At 43.6% G+C, this 17,955-nt stretch carries 21 protein-coding genes and 3 pseudogenes; 12 read left to right on the forward strand and 12 right to left on the reverse strand.

Features of this window, described 5'->3' with window-relative positions:
- Positions 1-757: 757 nt before the first annotated feature.
- The 6 genes from C8R11_RS16835 to C8R11_RS16310 form a co-directional block, all read right to left on the reverse strand.
- Positions 758-1,009, reverse strand: coding sequence for a hypothetical protein (locus C8R11_RS16835; protein ID WP_244907717.1), 252 nt, complete (start codon positions 1,007-1,009; stop codon positions 758-760).
- Positions 1,010-1,068: 59 nt separating this feature from the next.
- Complete coding sequence (locus C8R11_RS16840) at positions 1,069-1,296, reverse strand: transposase (RefSeq protein WP_244907718.1); 228 nt, start codon at positions 1,294-1,296, stop codon at positions 1,069-1,071.
- 300 nt (positions 1,297-1,596) lie between these two features.
- Positions 1,597-3,210, reverse strand: a complete 1,614-nt coding sequence (locus tag C8R11_RS14905) for a di-heme oxidoreductase family protein (protein WP_219908624.1) — start codon at positions 3,208-3,210, stop codon at positions 1,597-1,599.
- 160 nt (positions 3,211-3,370) lie between these two features.
- On the reverse strand, positions 3,371-4,639 hold the full coding sequence (locus tag C8R11_RS14910) for an imelysin family protein (RefSeq protein WP_146159127.1): 1,269 nt from the start codon (positions 4,637-4,639) through the stop codon (positions 3,371-3,373).
- A 1,126-nt stretch (positions 4,640-5,765) separates the two neighbouring features.
- On the reverse strand, positions 5,766-6,197 hold the full coding sequence (locus C8R11_RS14915; RefSeq protein ID WP_107796392.1) for a hypothetical protein: 432 nt from the start codon (positions 6,195-6,197) through the stop codon (positions 5,766-5,768).
- On the reverse strand, positions 6,164-6,355 hold the full coding sequence (locus C8R11_RS16310; protein ID WP_181258279.1) for a hypothetical protein: 192 nt from the start codon (positions 6,353-6,355) through the stop codon (positions 6,164-6,166). Before C8R11_RS16310 ends, C8R11_RS14915 begins: the two co-directional genes overlap by 34 nt.
- Before the next feature lie 159 nt (positions 6,356-6,514).
- Here C8R11_RS16310 and vapB point away from each other — a divergent pair, with 159 nt between their 5' ends.
- Together vapB and vapC are read left to right on the forward strand one after the other, a co-directional pair.
- On the forward strand, positions 6,515-6,760 hold the full coding sequence (vapB, locus tag C8R11_RS14920) for a type II toxin-antitoxin system VapB family antitoxin (RefSeq protein WP_107796393.1): 246 nt from the start codon (positions 6,515-6,517) through the stop codon (positions 6,758-6,760).
- A complete protein-coding gene (gene vapC / locus C8R11_RS14925) occupies positions 6,761-7,177 on the forward strand; it encodes a type II toxin-antitoxin system tRNA(fMet)-specific endonuclease VapC (protein WP_107796394.1) in 417 nt (138 codons plus the stop codon).
- 117 nt (positions 7,178-7,294) lie between these two features.
- On the opposite strand, the gene C8R11_RS14930 is transcribed toward vapC, so the two are convergent.
- The 5 genes from C8R11_RS14930 to C8R11_RS14950 all read right to left on the reverse strand — a co-directional run bounded on the left by C8R11_RS14930 (position 7,295) and on the right by C8R11_RS14950 (position 10,022).
- A complete protein-coding gene (locus tag C8R11_RS14930) occupies positions 7,295-8,014 on the reverse strand; it encodes a PEP-CTERM sorting domain-containing protein (protein ID WP_107796395.1) in 720 nt (239 codons plus the stop codon).
- A 423-nt stretch (positions 8,015-8,437) separates the two neighbouring features.
- Positions 8,438-8,845 (reverse strand): hypothetical protein, encoded by a 408-nt coding sequence (locus C8R11_RS14935; protein ID WP_107796396.1) that lies wholly within the window; start codon positions 8,843-8,845, stop codon positions 8,438-8,440.
- A gap of 175 nt (positions 8,846-9,020) precedes the next feature.
- Complete coding sequence (locus C8R11_RS14940) at positions 9,021-9,251, reverse strand: hypothetical protein (RefSeq protein WP_107796397.1); 231 nt, start codon at positions 9,249-9,251, stop codon at positions 9,021-9,023.
- Positions 9,252-9,477: 226 nt separating this feature from the next.
- Positions 9,478-9,735: a hypothetical protein gene (locus C8R11_RS14945; RefSeq protein WP_107796398.1), complete on the reverse strand. Its 258-nt coding sequence runs from the start codon at positions 9,733-9,735 to the stop codon at positions 9,478-9,480.
- A 152-nt stretch (positions 9,736-9,887) separates the two neighbouring features.
- Positions 9,888-10,022 carry a transposase gene (locus C8R11_RS14950; protein WP_107796399.1) on the reverse strand — a complete coding sequence of 45 codons (135 nt, stop codon included), beginning with the start codon at positions 10,020-10,022 and terminating at the stop codon, positions 9,888-9,890.
- A gap of 109 nt (positions 10,023-10,131) precedes the next feature.
- Between C8R11_RS14950 and C8R11_RS14955 the strand changes: the two genes are divergently transcribed.
- The 10 genes and pseudogenes from C8R11_RS14955 (at position 10,132) to C8R11_RS14995 (ending at position 17,248) form a co-directional block, all read left to right on the forward strand.
- Positions 10,132-10,806, forward strand: coding sequence for a type IV secretion system protein (locus C8R11_RS14955; protein ID WP_107796400.1), 675 nt, complete (start codon positions 10,132-10,134; stop codon positions 10,804-10,806).
- Entirely contained in the window at positions 10,803-11,099 is a 297-nt protein-coding gene (locus C8R11_RS14960; RefSeq protein ID WP_107796401.1) for a TrbM/KikA/MpfK family conjugal transfer protein, read from the forward strand. The genes C8R11_RS14955 and C8R11_RS14960 overlap by 4 nt, the downstream gene beginning before the upstream one ends.
- A 1-nt stretch (position 11,100) precedes the next feature.
- Positions 11,101-11,754: pseudogene (locus C8R11_RS14965) on the forward strand (YiaD family glycine zipper/OmpA-like lipoprotein); the annotation flags it as partial.
- Between the two features lie 129 nt (positions 11,755-11,883).
- Positions 11,884-12,156: a lysozyme family protein gene (locus C8R11_RS14970; RefSeq protein WP_244907719.1), complete on the forward strand. Its 273-nt coding sequence runs from the start codon at positions 11,884-11,886 to the stop codon at positions 12,154-12,156.
- Between the two features lie 133 nt (positions 12,157-12,289).
- Positions 12,290-12,469: a KfrB domain-containing protein gene (locus C8R11_RS17190; RefSeq protein ID WP_107796402.1), complete on the forward strand. Its 180-nt coding sequence runs from the start codon at positions 12,290-12,292 to the stop codon at positions 12,467-12,469.
- Between the two features lie 259 nt (positions 12,470-12,728).
- A pseudogene (locus C8R11_RS17195) lies at positions 12,729-13,394 on the forward strand (DUF11 domain-containing protein); the annotation flags it as partial.
- A gap of 39 nt (positions 13,395-13,433) precedes the next feature.
- Positions 13,434-15,305, forward strand: a complete 1,872-nt coding sequence (locus tag C8R11_RS14980) for a LamG-like jellyroll fold domain-containing protein (protein WP_244907720.1) — start codon at positions 13,434-13,436, stop codon at positions 15,303-15,305.
- A gap of 283 nt (positions 15,306-15,588) precedes the next feature.
- The gene (locus C8R11_RS14985) at positions 15,589-15,813 is read left to right on the forward strand and encodes a hypothetical protein (RefSeq protein WP_107796404.1); all 225 of its coding nucleotides are present in this window, start codon (positions 15,589-15,591) and stop codon (positions 15,811-15,813) included.
- A gap of 183 nt (positions 15,814-15,996) precedes the next feature.
- A complete protein-coding gene (locus C8R11_RS14990; RefSeq protein ID WP_107796405.1) occupies positions 15,997-16,698 on the forward strand; it encodes a hypothetical protein in 702 nt (233 codons plus the stop codon).
- A gap of 346 nt (positions 16,699-17,044) precedes the next feature.
- Positions 17,045-17,248 (forward strand): hypothetical protein, encoded by a 204-nt coding sequence (locus tag C8R11_RS14995; protein WP_107796406.1) that lies wholly within the window; start codon positions 17,045-17,047, stop codon positions 17,246-17,248.
- Between the two features lie 335 nt (positions 17,249-17,583).
- Here the strand turns inward: C8R11_RS14995 and C8R11_RS15000 are convergent.
- Positions 17,584-17,802 (reverse strand): annotated as a pseudogene (locus C8R11_RS15000) (IS110 family transposase); the annotation flags it as partial.
- Between the last annotated feature and the right edge of the window lie 153 nt (positions 17,803-17,955).

Consider the following 17,955-nt stretch of genomic DNA (forward strand, 5'->3'; position numbering starts at 1 on the left):
ATAAAAAAGTAATTGTGGAATGAGGCACGACTTGCTAAAGTGATTATGACAAAGTCGCTCGGTAATTAGACCGACAGTTTCCCTTGGTAATCACAGATTGGATGACAACAGACAAACAGCTGTGTGGGATCATGTTTCATGATGAAACAATATTATTTTCTTGAATCAGAAAGTTATCATATTTACAAGGATTGGGTGCTGCTTAAAAATACAAGAATTATAGTAATATTAATAACCGTCCTTAGTGTAAATAATTCCGACACTTAGTGTGAAGTTTTTTGGCATGTGTGGCTGAGCCTTTATTGCTTTACTACTTAGATACGCTCAAGCCTTTGCTCTTGATTTGTCTTCGGTTACTTAAAGCTTACTCAGAAATTTTGCGATTAATTATTCGCTGCCGAGTAGAAATTCCGGTTTGAGATAAATTGACGGGTATACTCGAGCACAATTTTTCTGAACCTGATCATATGTCTCCCATAATGCTATTTTATCAGCAAGTTATTTCGGGTAAATAAAACCTGCGCCAGCATAAGCAGGTTCATGATCAGGAAGATGCTGTTAATTACGTTTGGCTCGGATATTGCTGATTATATAAATGCGGCAGTACCTAGTAGCGGCGCAGCAACCAATTGGTTAACGGTATGGGCGTGTGCCATACGGATATCCCATTCACATCGTTTCGATATGGTCTAAATTCCGATGCAGAAACTGCAATTGCTTCCTGATACCTGCGCGACGTTTCTTGCTTGAGGGGCGTTTAAGGCTTGACTAAGCTCAGGTAGGCTTTTCTGGTAATCTCGCGATAAGTGCGCGGTTCTTTATCTGCCAACGGTTGCTCTGCAGCCATATCTGCAGTATTGCTTCCAGAATCAGCTGTGCTGTGATCCAATACGGCAGCATTACCTTCATCATTATCGTCATCGTCCATTTTTACAAATTTCTTTGTTTTGTCCTGTTCAACTACGCCAATGATCACTTCGTGAAATTCATCAAATACCGCTTGTCTCATCCACTTGCGTACATCAATCAGTAGTGAGGATGCAAATGCTGCTTCCGACTGAAATCCTTTCAGACCAATAAATACTGCAAGTACGGATTCTCACGGATCTGCTCAACAGTCTCATCATCTGATACCGATAACTTATGTTTGATGATGACAGCGCCAATCACGATACGAGTATCTTTTATTGGACGGTCTAACCTTAAAGATAGCATCTTATGGTAGCTCTCAGCCAGTTCGTCCCATGGAATACAGTCACTCAGCTTTACCCGGCGATTGTCGGGATCAAGAACCATATCTGGCGGTATACTAAACCCTTCAAGGGTGAGTTAGTTGCTTTTGATTTTTATATCGAATCATGGCGCACGATTTTTGCTGTTATCTCACTGATTTACTTGAACTATTTTACTAAAATATACGTCAAGTATAAATGTAATCAATCGCTTGTGCTTTCTGGGTAGGCCCTAGTTATGGATGGAACAGCATTCCATTTCAATTTTAGTGCGGGTATCGAAGCTTTAAAATAAGTTTCCATTGGTAGTGTGCGAAGTATTGTTTATGCACACACTACTGTATAGTACACATTTGGACAATTGTTACAGAGATTCCAGGAATTTGATCAGACTTGCACGGTCGGCTGCTGAAAGTGCGCGAAAATTTTCTTTTGTAGCTTCGGCCTCACCGCCATGCCAAAGGATGGCTTCTGTCAGGCTCCGGGCCCGCCCATCGTGTAGAAAGAAGGTGTGACCATTAACGATCTTGGTATAACCGATTCCCCACAATGGTGGCGTTTTCCACTCTCGCCCTGTTGCCAGAAAGTCGGGCCGTCCATCGGCCAGCCCTTCACCCATATCATGCAGCAACAGATCAGTATAGGGATGGATTGTCTGGTTTGACACTTCAGGAACGCCCTCTAATTCGCCTGTTTTAACGGTGGGAATATGACATGCGGTACAACCAGTAAGGTTAAATAGGATCTGTCCTTTCTTTACTTCCGGGTCATCTATATTTCTTCGAGCCGGTACCGCCAATGTTTGTATATAAAATACAACATCATCCAGTATTCCAGGCTTCAATTCCGGATCATCCTTTAGCCCATCGGACTGGGGTTGACCAGCAGTACTTTCTTGTGGAAATAGTTCATTTGTAATACCCATATCACTGTGATAAGCACCTGCACTTTGGACAAGTACGGATGGAACATTTGCTTTTAATCCAAAACGACCGAGGGCAGTTGTTTTGCTAACAATGTCCCAGACATAGTTAGGGCGACCGGATATGCCATCGCCATCTGCATCATCTTCGTCAGCCCAGTCAAGCATTGTCTCTTCGGGAATGGCCTCGAGTAATCCACGTCCAAATACTGGCGGAGCAACGCGTGGTGACGTCATATAGACTTCTGGTAAAGGTCTATAGGCGTCGACAATAGTAAAAGTCGGTTTGCGTAGCTGATAGGGTGTTCCGTCTTCAAATTGTCCATTAATTTTCGTGTAGATTGTTTCTACCTGGGCTTCAGGTTGTACGCCAAAAACAGCCCGGTCAAATAACTGAGTACCAAAACCGGGCACGGGTAGCGGACCATTAGTTTCCGGGTCCGAGCCTGGGATACTGAGGCGGAGAAAAAAAGAATTGGAAATACCGCCTGCCACCGGCGGTGTTCCTCGCCCGTCTTTTGGATGGCAAGCAGCGCAACTAGTGTTATTGAACGCCGGTCCAAGTCCGCTGTTTATAATTGCCGGTGCTGTAACAAAAGTTTGCTCGAATTCGGTATCACCAATTATATGCCGTGCCTCACCCTCGTCATCCAGATTGGGTGCGGGGTTATCAAATGCGTTGCTACTCTGGTCAAAGATGGTTGTATCTCCACCTGACAATTCATTATTAATTGCAATCAATTCAATATTAGAAAAATCACTTTCTCCATCTTGATTGTAGGCAGTAATAGCGACATACAGCATATCGCCATTATTTAATTCTGCCGCAAAATCTGTTTGTTCACCAAGATCAATGTGGTGAATTGTCTTAACCGGAATTTTTACCGGGTATTCAGCCCAGTATAATTTATAACCCTGAGCGCCTCCAACGGGTTGCCAGCTTGCGCTGGTAGACAAGCCACTAACTGTATAAGAAACAAAAGGTGCAGCTGGCGGGGCAGCTTGTACATTGGATAAAATAAGGAAAGTAATAAAGAAAATAAACAGCTGTTTCATGACAACTAGAAGTAGATGATATGGATATGGTATTGCTCAGTACTATGCCTGATATCAATATGTCAAGTGTGTAAAATTATAACAAACCGATAAAGCTATATTGGGACGAGAGCGTCACGATGATTGCTGTAACGGTTCAAGCTGGATGAGCCCGATTCGATTATTGCGCTAAAGCTGATAATTGATTCGACAAGGTTACTAAGAGCATATTTACTGCATCTATAGCCGCCTGTACTTCGGTGGTACTGGTCGAAATTGCTTCGGCAAACGGTTGGGGAATCGCATCAATGGCCGCAATCGCTGCTTCAATCTGACTATTGATCGTTTCATCCAAAGCTGGATTCACCGACTTGACCAAAGCATTTAAACCGGGTCCTTCGGACAATAAATAATTTCCGGTATAAACATTGCGAATTGCCCGGACATTATCCATAAAATCGGCTCGCGAATTAAAACTAAATTGTGATTCAACCATTGTTGCGTCGCCTAGCCTTATTGGATCTTCAAGCTTTACGCTTCCTAATTCGCCAGCAATGCCAATCATGCCATTAATCATTTCTTGAAGAGCTGCTGTTTGACTCGTGTATGTAGTACTACCAACACCCGCCTGAGCAAACTCTGCAAGGAAATTCCCATCATTTGGATTCCAGCTTTGTGCCAGTCTTTGGGTGTCGTTAGCCAGAACACTTGTCGCTGCTCCTAAGTACAGTAATTCTCTTTCCGTGAATTCTGCACTGGCCTTATTGCCATCTGCTCCAAATAACAAAAATTCGATAACATGGAAGCCTTTCAAATCGTCACTGAATGCACTGACTGTTTCGACGGTTAATGCCGTATCGCTATCCAGTACATTTTGTAAATCAGTCGAATTTACCGGCCAGCTATCCATCGCCGGGTCTAGCCCTTCGGTATCAACCGGGCCGAATAAAAATGCTTCTGATTGTTCCCAGGGACGTCGCGTATCACGCCACTGTTGCTGAACTGCTGAAAGCTGATCGTCACTTGTTTCAAATCGCAATTTAACTACCATGGTATTGAGTTTTTCTGCACGATCGGCCAGATCACGATAAGTATTGTAGATTACATTACCGGCATAGTTTTGAATCACCTGCTCTAAAGAAGGTGTGCTGGCGTCAGCCGAAATAACGAGTCGACGTGGAATTGAATAAGCACTAGGGCCATCTGCATTTTCCGCGCGGACAGAAACAAAGTAACCACTTTCTATTGGAAGCGTTACACTGATGCGGTTTGTATTGCCCATATCAAATTCACCAATAGAAGAGCCATTAGCGAGACTGGACACAAGAATAGTATATTTTTCAGCCCCAGGTACTTCATCCCAATAAAAATGAACTTGTGGTCCATCTGGGGAGATATATAACGTTGGTGTTGCTGGTGGCTTTGCCCATGCAAATGATGTCAAGAGCATGCCGACAATTATGAATTTAATTTGATTCTTCACAGTAATTACCCTTCAATTATAGTTATTTTGTATGCACTACATAAATCTTTTGATATCGCAACAATTTCCTTGCAAACAGACTGTATCTAGAAGATTCTTACTAAATCCTTAGCTAGATGGCATTTAGAGCGTGTTGTTGATTTCTGGCAAGACTCAATGGGGCGAACGTGTACGGAGCGGATTACAACGCAGCCAGTAATTAACAGTGATATGCTATCAGTAGCACCAAGTCATTCGCCAAATAGAAAATCCTCGTCGTACATAAACAACTAATACTCATTCAGTTACTGATATTTTAAAAAGGTCAGCTGAGGAGTTTAGATTTAATTCAAAAACCTAAGTGATGAGTGATGTTTAATGCGCATTTTTTTCGATTTTAATAAAGTGCAACGTAGTGCAGATTTAGTCAGAACCAACAAATCAATTTTAGATCAAGCTCACAGTCTTGATTCATAAAAAATAGTTCATTATTAATAATGATATTAATAATGATTATTATTCATTATTGTTTATAATGTCAAGCTTTGATCTAAATTTGAGTATAGATTAAGGATTAAGCGAATCGCCCCGGGTTTCCCGGACACTTCTGGACCTGAATCAGGTGGTGAGGGTATGTAGACGCTTGCGCTTTGCCCAAGACAGTGCCAGTAAATACTGAAATTCAGCAGGTATACGGTAAGTGGGAAATTTTAAAAAATCCCAACACATCCAGGAGGTTTAAAGCAGAGATGTGTTGGGTACCTACCTATATAAACTTTTAACTACTCCAATCATCCGACTACGCATAATGCTATGCGCTGATTGGTGCGGTGATATATTGCCAGACAAAGGGCATTCTTTATGAATGAAAAAATATTATATCCAACATTATTTAATTATGCAAATGATAATTGTTATCATTATTATTTATGTTAATAGGATTTTCTCTTAACTTGATTGCCGGTAATTTGTTGGGTGCTTCAGTATGAAATATTTATCAAGCGGTGTGCTGAATTATCGGTGTTCGTATTGACGCATTAAAAATCTCATTTTTTAGATCACGTAGTTTTCACCTGTGTTAACAGTTTTCAGCCTCTCCTAAAATCGAATACGTTCATTTCTCCCTGGTAACAATATCGTTACGCCGGTCATGAAGCTGTGTGGTGCGGATCCGAGGCACGACCTGCATGTTAGTTAGCGCACTGACACGTGCAAAAGAATAAGCCATGAGCCCCAGAATAGCCCGGTCGCGCAGATCCGATAACTTGCCTGTGTTCAGCGATTCAAGCAGTTCAGGCATTTCATGCTCATCAAGGATTGTTGTTTTGCCTTCTCTAACAACGTGTTTCGGTCCATGCACCGAAGCTGCCGGATTAAAAGTTATCACCTGGTCGATGACCAGCCAGTCGAACAGCATACTCAAAGCTGCCAGGTGTTGTTTCACCGAAGGTGCGGAATGGGTACCGGCAAGTTCTTCCACATAGGCAGCTACGACGACGGGTTCAATCGCGGTCAGGCCAACCGCTCTTTTTTCACACCAGTGCATAAACCGGGTCGCCGCTCGAAAATATGCCGACCGGGTATTCTAGTTTCTGATCTGGGCGGTGAAGAACTCAACAAATCGTGTTGACGGGCCACGCCTGCATCAGAAATTAACACCGGAAGTGACAGATTTTCACGTTGAATAATCAGCGTATTTTTCATGTAAGTTACTATAACATAAAGTTATTTATGTTATTTATAAACTAAACTAACAATGATTGAGGCTCCATAATGTAATTGCGTATCATTACAGACTTCTTTAAGAGGCAATATACCATTGCTATATACATTGAAAATTATACTATGCGTATATAGCGACTAATGGGGTATGTCACGTCAACCGGTTCAGTATTTGAAAATAACAGAACCCAGGCTGTCAGTCTGCCTGCTGACAGTCGTTTTCCCGAAGGTATTAAACGAGTCACTGTACGCGTTGTCGGGCAAGATCGTATTCTTTCTCCAATAGAGAACACCTGGGACAGTTTTTTTATGTCAGAACAAGGTGTGACTGATGACTTCATGAATGAGCGCGCCGCCCAGGACCAGGCAGAAAGAGAAAAATTCTAAATGCTCAAGTTTATGTTCGACACCAGCATTGTGATTTATGTCATTAAGCGCAGACCGGTTGAGATTTTAGAGACTTTTAATCGTCACGTAGGGCAAATGTGTATTAGTTCGATCACTTTGACCGAGTTGATTCATGGTGCTGAAAAGAGTACCAGGAAAGAACACAATTTACGCCAGGTTGAAGATTTTACATCCCGCTTGGAAGTACTGGCATACGGAACTAAAGCAGCAGCTCACTATGGCGATATACTCGCCGATCTGGAAGGTAAAGGAACTATGATTGGTGTGAATGATTTACATATTGCAGGTCATGCAAGAAGCGAAGGCCTGACACTGGCCACTAATAACTGCCGTGAATTTGAGCATGTTAGTGCATTGCGTATAGATAACTGGGTCGAATCCAACAAAGGCGCTTAGCGACAATTCTTTATCAGAAATTCTATTGCAACCTGCTACTGTCCTAGTATGGTGCAACAATTGCAGATTGTTGGAATCGATTGAAAATATTCCACCAGCAGAATTTGAAATGACATATTATCGCCAATTGGAAGAGTCGGCTGATGCGGCCTGACTCAAACAAAAAAATCTCCGAAAAAGTCGAGTCGATTCATTTTCCCGACGCCGACGGACTGCACTAATCCCCATTACACACAATCCCATCCCAAGCAATGCAAAGCTTGCAGGTTCAGGAACCGCAACTGTACTTACTTGGAAATTATCAAAACCGATATCTGAACTGGAATTAGGGGTGCCAAGCACTCCGAGCATCTGGATTGTTGTTTTAATACTAGCGGCGGAAAATGTGAAATTGCCAGTACTATTAATACCCACGTTGCCTGAGTTGCCAAGAACTGCTCCACCAATTCCTACTCCATCAAATGCACTTACGTTTATGCTGTGGGTGGAGCTATTGCCAATTTGGAGTATATCGAAGTCCACCTCGTAGAGATTACCGATGATCGTATCAAAACTCATGAACATGCTGCCCACAGTTTCAGGTCCACCAAAAAATATCGGTAATGGTGCGAAACCAACGGCGACACTTCCTGTATTGACGGTGTAAATAATATCCCCGCCGGTAATGGCGGTGCTAGTAAATGTATTGGAGGAACTGATACTGGTCCCTACTGACGGGTTGGTGTTTGTGTATTGATCATCAATCACCAGAACTGGCAACGCGTGGGCGATGCCGCCAATTCCAGCATACCCCAGTAAAATGGCAATTATTCCTGTGATGTAAAACTTATTTTTCATAACGTGATTCCTGTTTTATAGTCAGAAAAAATGCATTTAGTTTGTTGCGATTGTTCATGCAGATATTTACATTTTCTTGCCATTCGTGTCAATTAGTTCTCTACACCTAGGAGCCTGTCGGGCTTTGGTGATTTCGAGTTGTAAATCGGAAAAATGTGACATACATTACCAAATAAGAAATGACTGAGTGGGAATAATTTTTTTATCAAAAATCTTTCACCATTTCCCTTTCTTCTTTGCCATTTTAATCTTATCCGACGGACCCCTAGAAGGGGTTTTGGGTCCAAAATTCAGACTAAACCGATGTTTTTCGCGACAGAGCTGCCAATAAAAAACCCACCGAAGTGGGTTTAAGGACTGCTACCATTTAATGGAGAATGTCAGGTATCTATGGGATTGTTTTATAAAATTTAGCGATCTGGACTAACCTTTAATCCTGTCTGATTCAGCAAATTTCTGTTGGTACGCTTGTTCCTCGGCCATTTTGTTATGGTACGCAGCTTTTTGCAGATTTTCTTCTGCAGCTTTTTCGAATTCGTGAATTTTATAAACCACATGTTTTTTGATACGCTGTCCATTCCTACCTAAGAAACTGGTGCTAGGCTTATGGTTGAACGCTTCTACCTGTTCTTCTATTTTAGCCTGCATTTCTTTGGCTTGATCTTCATAGTAATGTGCCAATACATTATGATCAACATTGCTTTTACCATTTAATACAGTCGCATTTACTGCTTCGCTTTGTTCTGCAGCAATGGAACTCATCGGCATAGCGATGACCATAAAAGCAAAAATTGACAATATTGTAAAATATTTAACGGTTTCTGTTTTCATGATAGTTGCTCCTTGAATTGACTGTTGACTTGAATATAACTCTAAACAAGTCAACATCCGAAGTATATTGGGGAGACTATTATTCTTATCTAATGATTACCATTAGGTATTTCGAGGGGATCGCAATAGATTGAAAGTTGCTCATTATCGTTACAAGGGGCAGAAGCTCTCCAAACTAACGACCGAGCGTTTTGGACAAAAAATCATTCTCCATGGTCAATTGACCAATCTTCGCTTGCAAAGACTGAATCTCTGATTCTCTATCCGGTGCCAGTCCCTTACCCGAGGCAAACACTTCGCTACTCTGCTCAATCAGCTGTTTCTTCCATTTCACGATCAGATTGCTGTTGATGCCATATTGCTGAGAGAGTTCAGTTAGCGTCTTATCGCCCTTGATCGCAGCCAGTGCAACTTTTGATTTATATTCCGGTGAATGATTTCTGCGTTTCTTGCTCGTTTTCTATACTCCTTTTAGTTATAAAAATAATCATACAGAAAATAACTCCTTAACTTACCCCTCCCGGTGTCCAATTAACCGGGGCCACTTCAATCAGCTACCACATCACTGTGTTTGCGTTTCGTCGTGACCTTGTGCGCAACACGTTGCCGAACTTTCAGATTTAATCGACGCATTAGTGTACGGGTGCGATAACGGCCAATGTGGAAGCTTTCTTCACGTAGTTTCCTGGATATTCCTGGCCGCCAAGGCTGTTTTTGCTTTCCTTAAATAACGCTTTTAAACGGCGATACAAATGCAGCTCGGCAGATGTAATGATTTTGGCCGGTCGCTTGTGCCAAGCATAATAAGCTGAGCGGCTCACGTTCATAACGGTGCAAAGCAATATGATCGGATAAGCAACTGAATGCCGGAGAATGAATTGGTACTTCATTTCATTTCCTGCGCGTCGATGCCACTGGCCTTTTTTAGAATCTCTTTCTCCATACGCAGATTCTTAACTTCCTTTCGCAGGCGGTTCAATTCAGCACGCTCATCTTCGGACAAACACTCTTTGGATGACTGCTGTTCCTGCTGTTGCTTCCATCAATAGAGCATATTGCTGCGAATGCCCAATGAATCCGCCGCCTGCTGTACGCTGTAGCTTTGTTCCGTAATTAATGCAACTGCTTCTTCTTTAAACGACTGTGTATATCGTTTGCAAATTCGTCTCTCTTTCATAAACACCTCGATTAGTGACAATAATATTGTCTCTCATCAATGTGTCCATTTCCATTAAGCTAGAACAAGTGCGGCTGGCTTATCGGGTGGTTCCAGTCATTCCGGCATTATGAATGTAGGTTTTGTGATTCTGGGTCGGGCTTGGAATAACTTTTCTATTCTTGATCCATTAGACAGTTTTGTTGGTTTTATCATGTCATTGGCTATTTTAGTGATTCTGCCAGTGATCGCGGTCAACATGCTGCTTTTGTTGATTGCATCCTGGGTATTGCTGTACGCAGGTATCTTTTTATTGGGGTTTGGTGGTGCCCGATGGACAACCGATATTGCCATTAATTATTTTAAAGTGGTCCTCGGTGTTGGTCTTCGATTGTTTGTAATGCTCCTGATAGTAGGTGTGGGTAGCAAATTGCTGTCCAGCTTCTACGGCAAAATGTCAAAAAATGTGCTGAATTTTGAAGAATTGGCGGTGATGCTGATTTTTACCATCGCACTCTGGGTATTGATTTCCAAACTGCCGCCATTGGTGTCCGGTATTGTAACCAGCAGCAGTATCGGTTCGGCTGGCGGTATTGGTGGATATTCCACAGGCAGCTTTATGCCAGTAGTAGGCGCTACAGTAGGAATTGCAGTTGGTGCGGCAGGCGCAGGTATGGCTATGGGTGCATCGGCACTGCATAACCGTCTGAGTAATGGTGATACTGTGGATGAGAGCGTCAGAAGAACAATAAAGGCCGCCAACAAGATTGATGACACGGTGAAACCGTGGAAGCCATCCCAATGAAACAATATCTCGCAATTACAGTATTGATGCTTCTGCTGGCCGCGCCTGTCCATGCTAAAGATTCATGCAGCACCGTACTTTGCATGGCCGGAATGCTGCAGGGTGTTGGTGTTATATCGGCGTGTACAGGTTCTGTTCAGGATTACTTCGATATCATTATGTTTAACGGTCATGGTGGCATTAGCCTGAACAAGACCTTTAAAGCACGCGGCAGGTTTCTGGGAAAATGTACATCAGCAGGTAACTGGCCGAAGATGATCAACAGCCAATACGGCAGACAACTGGAGTTCTGACATGTTCTTGAAAAAATTTATACCGGTTTTATTGATGGTAATCATGGTTGCAGGATGCGCCAATATGACACAATCACAACGCAGTACTGCACAAGGCACGGCGGCGGGCACCGGTATCGGTGCTGCTGCTGGTGCTGTTATCGGTGCGATTGCCGGTGATCCGGCGCTGGGCGCGGGTATTGGCGCCGGTGTCGGCGCAATAGGCGGTTATATCTGGTCTTCACGCATGGAGAAGCAGAAACAGCAAATGGAGCAGGTCACTACTGGTACCGGTATTGAAGTCACGCAAACGCAGAATAACCAGCTCAAAATGGATGTGCCGGGTGATTTTTCGTTTGACACGGGGCGTGCCGATATCAAACCTGAAATGCGCCCGGTATTAAACAGTCTTGTGGCCGGACTTATGAGTAATTCAAATGCCCAGGTAAACATTATCGGACATACCGATAATACCGGCACGGATACAATTAACAATCCGCTGTCCGTCAACCGTGCTGCCAGTACGCGTAACTATATCGTCAGCCAGGGCATTGCGATGAATCGTATTCATATCGATGGACGCGGATCATACGAGCCGGTAGCGTCGAATGATAATGTGGCGGGTCGTGCAAAAAACCGGCGCGTGGAAATCTATATGTTTGAGCCGCAGCAAGCACAACAACAGCAACTACCGCAGCAACAAATACAGCAGCACCAGATGCAGCAACAACCGCAAAACCTGATAAAAGAGCAGCCCGGCATTCAACAGCAGATACAGTATCAACCCATGCCAGCATACTAAAGCATGATGGATATGCCGCAGGATATGCAGGATTTATCCAGATACGGCATCACAGCTGATCATGTCGCGCAGGCCGATTGTTATGCTTACGATCTGGCCGCCTGGCGCATGCGTCAGCATATCAAGAACGACCGGGGTGATATCTGGACAAAGGCAGCAAACTATCATTCAAGAACGCCAGAATATAATTCAAAGTACCGTGCTGACTTGATTGCCAGGGCGGTCAAATGGGCGGATTGGTTGGAAGAGCGATTTGACGCAACAGTAGGGGATTGACCATGAATCTCCATCGATTGTGATGAATGGACATAGAATCCTGCATAAATTTAATCGACCATAATAATTGACGCGAGACATTAATTCACTGTACGTATTAAGGTCGACACAATATGATCAGACTTCTGTAGGTTTGCTGCTATTTGTGGAAAAGCAGGAAAATGTCGTCTATCAACGGACCGGTCTTAAGTTTGTAAGACATGATGCGCGATTGTTCGATAAAAAGCTGCTGGTTGGAAAAGGGTCACTTTTGAAGTATCAAGCAGATTCCGAAATACAAATCCAGATCGTAAAAAATAGAGGGTGTGAATGATAGTAAGAAATCGGTGTTTCCCTAGATTTATACAGTCCTACATTCACCGCATTAATATTTAAGGAATTTTTTTAGGTATAAATAAGCAATTTGCTTATTCCTTAGACAGATGGTGTTGTATATATTGTGTTACAAAGGGGAGTAGTGGTTCGTGAATTAATCGCCGTTCTCCTGTCGTTAAAAGCTTGTTTACCTCCGCAAAATAGGAGTAATCGATGTGACAACAGGTTATTTACGGTTATCCGCCATCCTTCTTTTAATGTTGATTGGTTCAGTAGCGACTGCTAAACCTTGGTGTCACCTAGGACCGTACATCGATACTCCAGTTGTTTCTTGGTCTGGAGCAGTACTACAGAATTATATAACTGAGAACAGAATATCCGGCTCACCAACAGCCACAGGTTTAGCAATTATAGCGTCAAATCATTATTGTAATAATGCTGACCTAGGCCACACATCGGCTTCACACGGCATTCCCGAACGGGGAATAGGTGCCTGGCAAACCGGGCCAGAAAGCTTTTACACCTTTAACGCAGTTTACAGCATTGATCAAGGATTATCGTTCTTCTGCAAGATATGTGACCCAGATGGCGTATTCGGTGGCGACATCCAAATTGACAAAGTCGTCGATAGGGTTGGTGACACGTTAACCTACACAGTAATTGTCTTCAGCGATGGCTCGCGTGACGCAAACAATGTCATAGTAACGGACGTCTTGCCGCCTGGGTTAATCTACGTTAGTCATAAACTTGATGGGGATGCGGCAACATTTAATCCTGCAACTGGCATCCTGACAATTCCTGAACTCAGATTCCTTGTTCAACTGGAAATTAAGCTTACGATCGGCGAGAATGCTTGCGGAACAATAGAAAACGTTGCGAAAATAATAAGTCCCCTTGACAGCAACCCCAATAACAATGAGGCGAGCGTGGCAATAGTTCTGCCTCCATGTCCAGAGGAATGCGTGCCGCCACCGGCTAATATGGTCGCTTGGTGGCCATTTGATGAAGAGTCCGGTCCAGTTGCTACTGACCTGGCAAGGGGGCATGACGGAACGCATACCAATGGACCCGTTCCCGTGGTTGGTTTTATTGGAGGGGCGCTCAGCTTTGATGGGAGTGATGACTTCGTCGAAGTAGCTGACAGTGCCGCTCTCGACTTTGGTACTGGAGATCTGTCGATTGACGCTTGGGTGAAGACACAACAGGTGTCAGGTGTTTACATCATCGTCGATAAACGAGTTGAGAAATCGTCGCCAGTTGGAGTACAAGGATATTCCTTGTTTCTCACAAATGGTTTACTTGGATTTCAACTTGCAGATGGAATCGGATCCGAGGTGTGTTCCTCTGATCCGACCGAGTCTTCCTGTACAAACTATGGTTCGAGTGCGTTCGTTGGAGATGGTGCGTGGCACCATATTGCAGTAACCGTCCAGAGAGGAGCGTCAGATGGTGGACGCTTCTATGTCGACGGTAAGCTTGTCGGTAAATTTGACCCAACGATACGAAAAGGTAGTCTGACCAATTCGTCACCGTTAACGATTGGGCGAAGATCAGATAATCCTAGTGGTGGATATTTTCATGGTGAAATTGACAATATCGAATTGTTCAACCGTGTGCTGACTCCAGCAGAAATTCTCAGACTTTACGAAGCGCAAGATACTGGAAAATGTAACGATAATTTATTTCCACAATGGGATGTACACTTCTGCCCCACGGATGACGTTAAAAAAACAGCAACAACAATGCTGTGCAACTATTCGGGAACGCCTGCATCATATGATGTTGAATTTTCTAGTGTTGCTGCTGGTACACAACTGGCAAGCTCGAATGGTCAGGTTTTAAATTGCCCTTCAGCTGGACCGACGGCCTTTATAAACCAAGATCCATCTAATCCTGTCGACGTGAACCCGCAAAGTTGTGTCGCCGTTAATGTTAGCATGGGCATGTTTGATCCTAACCCGTCCATCGTCTCGTGCTATCAAATTGATGCAACCAATCTCGATACAAGAAACACTGTCACGGCTGGTGGCCAAGTATGGGTGAGTTCAGTTTGGTGTGCAAAACCGGATCCAGTTGTTGTCGGCGGTGGTGCAAATACTAACCCTGGTCCTCTGATAATTGAGCAAAGTGCGTCTCAAGAGGTAACGTTTAATGTTACTAATGCGACTGAAGTTTCGAGACTGTTTGACTATGAAATTGAAATCATGCCATCCGATCAGAACCTAGCCAAACCGATAATCAGTCTAAACGGATTGGAGGTAGGAACAAACCTTCGAGGAAGAATAGCGTTTGAGCCGGGTGAATCGAAAAGTATTTCAATGATAGCCACAGTGGTTGAGCATGTTCCTTTTGTAATGAACGACTTATTGCTTTGGGTTGATCTGGATGGCGATGGCGTGAAAGAACCATTTAGCTCGGTCGTAATACGGTCAATTCCTGCACAGGTTGAATGTGACCCAGACACACCAGGGGCTATCATCGGGACTCCTGGTAATGATCGACTGATCGGTACTCCAGGAGATGACGTCATAATCGGTTTAGATGGCGATGATGAAATTATTGGCGGAGGTGGAAACGATTGTATTGTCGGCGGATCCGGAAATGACCGTATTATTGGCGGAAAAGGAAACGACAGTATCGTAGGCGGCCTTGGTGACGACACCATAATTGGAGGAGGAGGTGATGACAAGATTGTCGGTGGATCCGGGAATGACACGATAATTGGTGGACAGGGAGATGATTCAATTGATGGTGGCTTGGGAATTGACAAAGCCTTGGGTGGACCAGGTATTGATTCGTGTCAAAACGCTGAAAACGCTATTGGTTGTGAATAAAATGGGATGCTCTTGGTGCTCAGCATTATGGTGCGGCGCTGTTGGCTGGCAACAAACCGAGAGGACCATATATTGCAAGACAAAATTTGCTTGTATAGATGAGGACTGTACATAACAAAGGCTTGGACAATGTGGTTAGGGATGTGCGCAATCATGATGTTATTTGTATTAGGTTACTGCTGGCAACGACGGATGCAATACTGCTAATTTTCTCTAATCCACAACCCGGAGGCATTTGTCGTTAGAGGTACTAGAAAAGATTTAATTCTTTCTCTTGCAAAAGATGAAAGGCCTCTTGGTTCGCGTACAGGGACGAATGTTTCGATTTTCGCGCCTAAAGTTGTTTACCAATGCGCGTGAAGAACAGTTTGGTGGCAATGAAACAAAATGGTCGCCAGCACTTGTGCAATTGTTTATGAATAAACAAGGCCAATGTGACCAGTGGCCGGAATTAATGGTTGAACCAGAATTTTCTGCTGGGGACTATTGGAAAAGAGATGGTGGGTAGCGTTGACGAAGGCCAATTTATTCAAGAAATAAAGTAATAAAAAAGACGGTCTGGTTTATTAATGAATCCTCCCGTTTTTTTGTACTATCGACAAGCAATGTCTTGTTTTGATACAGATAATCGTAAGATCGATTAGCATATGTTAATCTATTGTTTCATCAATCAGAAACAGAGGAGGGCAAGATGATGAGAATCAAAGCGATTATTTCAATCCTTTCACTGGGGCTGGCCTGTTTTCTGCCGACCAGCTTGTCTGCTGAAGTTATTCCGGGCACCGATCTTAGTATAGATTTTCATGCTGGTCATGTAGTAGGCGCGGGACGAAACATCAATATGATCCGCGTACCGGTAACCGATATCAATACGGGTCAAACTACCTTGTGGGATGCTACTTTTAAATTCTCTTTTATCCCCAGTCAGGGTTTTGTATTTGAGGAAATTTCCTCTGCTTCGCCTTCACAACCCGGTTCTATTGCCGATATTGTTCCCGGCCTCTACAGAACCCAACAAGGGAAATGCTTGTTACTGGAAGGTCCAACTCTTCTTAATGGAAGTCGTTCGCTTTATACTATTAGAGGGGTGCAAGAAGCAGGTTGTGGAACTCCAGATAGTTTCAGTGCACAGATTATTTCGGGTGTCGCAAACGGACATCCCGATATCGGGGAGCGTGATATTGTGGCAAGCTTGACTGATAATTGGATTTATGGATTCATGGCAGATAGAGCATCAAACTCAAGCGGTTCTAAACTTCAGCCTTTTTTTCAAAATCATTTAATTGGAATACGTCAGAGTGGGGAACAGTTAATCCTTGGACGGTTTAGTGACGGGGGTGCAGATTTAAAAGATCCCGTGCAAACTCTTATTCTAACGAGGCTCGCGCAATAATCGATCACTAAATGGGGTTTTTTCTTAACCTATTGTTTGAAGCTTTAGAGGGACGGACCGTAGGCCGGGTTGAGTTATTAAGATGTAACACGAAAAAGTAAATACAAAACCTGATTACGCGATGCTGAAACAACCCGAACAGGGTCGATTAGCATCGCGTTTGATTGATATAAGAAAAAAGATTTTCAGCCATGACAACCCGACGAATCACCATCTTCATGCTTGTGTTTATCCTTTCAATACTTGCAGTTACAGCAGTCCAGCCTGAAAACTGCGAAACCATTCAATTTCAACGCGGACACAGCAGCGCGATAGTAGATGGGGTCGCGCCGCCGAACATTACGATATGCTATCAAATTCAACCGCTGCCGGACAAACAGCTGACATTGCGATTTCAGGCGTCAATATGGTGTTTTCCGTGAAAGGCGTGATCGATGCACAGGACAAGTACCGGTTTACCACCGAAAAGAAAACTTATCGGATCACTGTTGGCCAGTTGATGCGAACCGTGACGGATGAGCCGTTTACGCTCAATATCTCCATACAGTAAAGGTGTTGTGGCATATATGGGTCTTGTGGAGTGTAGTATGTCAATCAGTATATGGACTCCTCCCGTTTTGCAAGCAAACCGTGTGATAGCTTTAAGGTGCAACTGCTTCAGTATATCCGGCTTCCTATTGGGTAGCGTACTACCCGAGCCATGATGGATTTCGCGCGTAAGGTTCATATAGCGTTGGCGGCTTTGTTAGTTTCTGCTATACCAGTGAGCCTGCTGATTGACCTGAATTAATTACGCCGGTCTGACCTGTTTGCCATCAATTCGTTTTGCTACGCAATCGCTAGTTGAACGCCTCCTAAACTTAACTTATTTCATTGTGATCGACGTTATACCGCCACTCGATACGTTTCGCCGCGACTCAATATCGACCAAGCGATTCGTGCATTCTTGTTTGCCAGCGCCACAGTTGCAATGTTCTTGTTACGCCGCGCAGCCAAACCCATCACCCAGCGATTGCGTCCGTCTTCTTTGTTCTTGGCCGCATTGAGTGCAGAACGGGCAGCGTGAATCAGTAACATGCACACGTATTTGTCGCCACGTTTGCTTGTTCTGGTCTAATGGAAATGGACACATTGATGAGAGACAATGTTATTGTCACTGATTGAGGTTTTTATGAAAGAAAAGAAAGTTTGCAAACGATATGCGCAGTCGTTTAAAGAAGAAGCGGTTGCATTAATTACGGAACAAAGCTACAGCGT

It is taken from the genome of Nitrosomonas aestuarii, from assembly GCF_003046585.1.
GTDB lineage: Bacteria > Pseudomonadota > Gammaproteobacteria > Burkholderiales > Nitrosomonadaceae > Nitrosomonas > Nitrosomonas aestuarii.

What these genes read in the sequence shown, in the direction of transcription:
- C8R11_RS16835 (WP_244907717.1), bottom strand. Translation starts at nt 1,009, where the DNA reads ATGAGACAAGCGGTATTTGATGAATTTCACGAAGTGATCATTGGCGTA.
- C8R11_RS16840 (WP_244907718.1), bottom strand. Translation starts at nt 1,296, where the DNA reads ATGGTTCTTGATCCCGACAATCGCCGGGTAAAGCTGAGTGACTGTATT.
- C8R11_RS14905 (WP_219908624.1), bottom strand. Translation starts at nt 3,210, where the DNA reads ATGAAACAGCTGTTTATTTTCTTTATTACTTTCCTTATTTTATCCAAT.
- C8R11_RS14910 (WP_146159127.1), bottom strand. Translation starts at nt 4,639, where the DNA reads ATGCTCTTGACATCATTTGCATGGGCAAAGCCACCAGCAACACCAACG.
- C8R11_RS14915 (WP_107796392.1), bottom strand. Translation starts at nt 6,197, where the DNA reads ATGCACTGGTGTGAAAAAAGAGCGGTTGGCCTGACCGCGATTGAACCC.
- C8R11_RS16310 (WP_181258279.1), bottom strand. Translation starts at nt 6,355, where the DNA reads ATGAAAAATACGCTGATTATTCAACGTGAAAATCTGTCACTTCCGGTG.
- vapB (WP_107796393.1), top strand. Translation starts at nt 6,515, where the DNA reads ATGGGGTATGTCACGTCAACCGGTTCAGTATTTGAAAATAACAGAACC.
- vapC (WP_107796394.1), top strand. Translation starts at nt 6,761, where the DNA reads ATGCTCAAGTTTATGTTCGACACCAGCATTGTGATTTATGTCATTAAG.
- C8R11_RS14930 (WP_107796395.1), bottom strand. Translation starts at nt 8,014, where the DNA reads ATGAAAAATAAGTTTTACATCACAGGAATAATTGCCATTTTACTGGGG.
- C8R11_RS14935 (WP_107796396.1), bottom strand. Translation starts at nt 8,845, where the DNA reads ATGAAAACAGAAACCGTTAAATATTTTACAATATTGTCAATTTTTGCT.
- C8R11_RS14945 (WP_107796398.1), bottom strand. Translation starts at nt 9,735, where the DNA reads ATGAAGTACCAATTCATTCTCCGGCATTCAGTTGCTTATCCGATCATA.
- C8R11_RS14950 (WP_107796399.1), bottom strand. Translation starts at nt 10,022, where the DNA reads ATGAAAGAGAGACGAATTTGCAAACGATATACACAGTCGTTTAAAGAA.
- C8R11_RS14955 (WP_107796400.1), top strand. Translation starts at nt 10,132, where the DNA reads ATGAATGTAGGTTTTGTGATTCTGGGTCGGGCTTGGAATAACTTTTCT.
- C8R11_RS14960 (WP_107796401.1), top strand. Translation starts at nt 10,803, where the DNA reads ATGAAACAATATCTCGCAATTACAGTATTGATGCTTCTGCTGGCCGCG.
- C8R11_RS14970 (WP_244907719.1), top strand. Translation starts at nt 11,884, where the DNA reads ATGATGGATATGCCGCAGGATATGCAGGATTTATCCAGATACGGCATC.
- C8R11_RS14985 (WP_107796404.1), top strand. Translation starts at nt 15,589, where the DNA reads ATGAAAGGCCTCTTGGTTCGCGTACAGGGACGAATGTTTCGATTTTCG.
- C8R11_RS14990 (WP_107796405.1), top strand. Translation starts at nt 15,997, where the DNA reads ATGATGAGAATCAAAGCGATTATTTCAATCCTTTCACTGGGGCTGGCC.
- C8R11_RS14995 (WP_107796406.1), top strand. Translation starts at nt 17,045, where the DNA reads ATGCTATCAAATTCAACCGCTGCCGGACAAACAGCTGACATTGCGATT.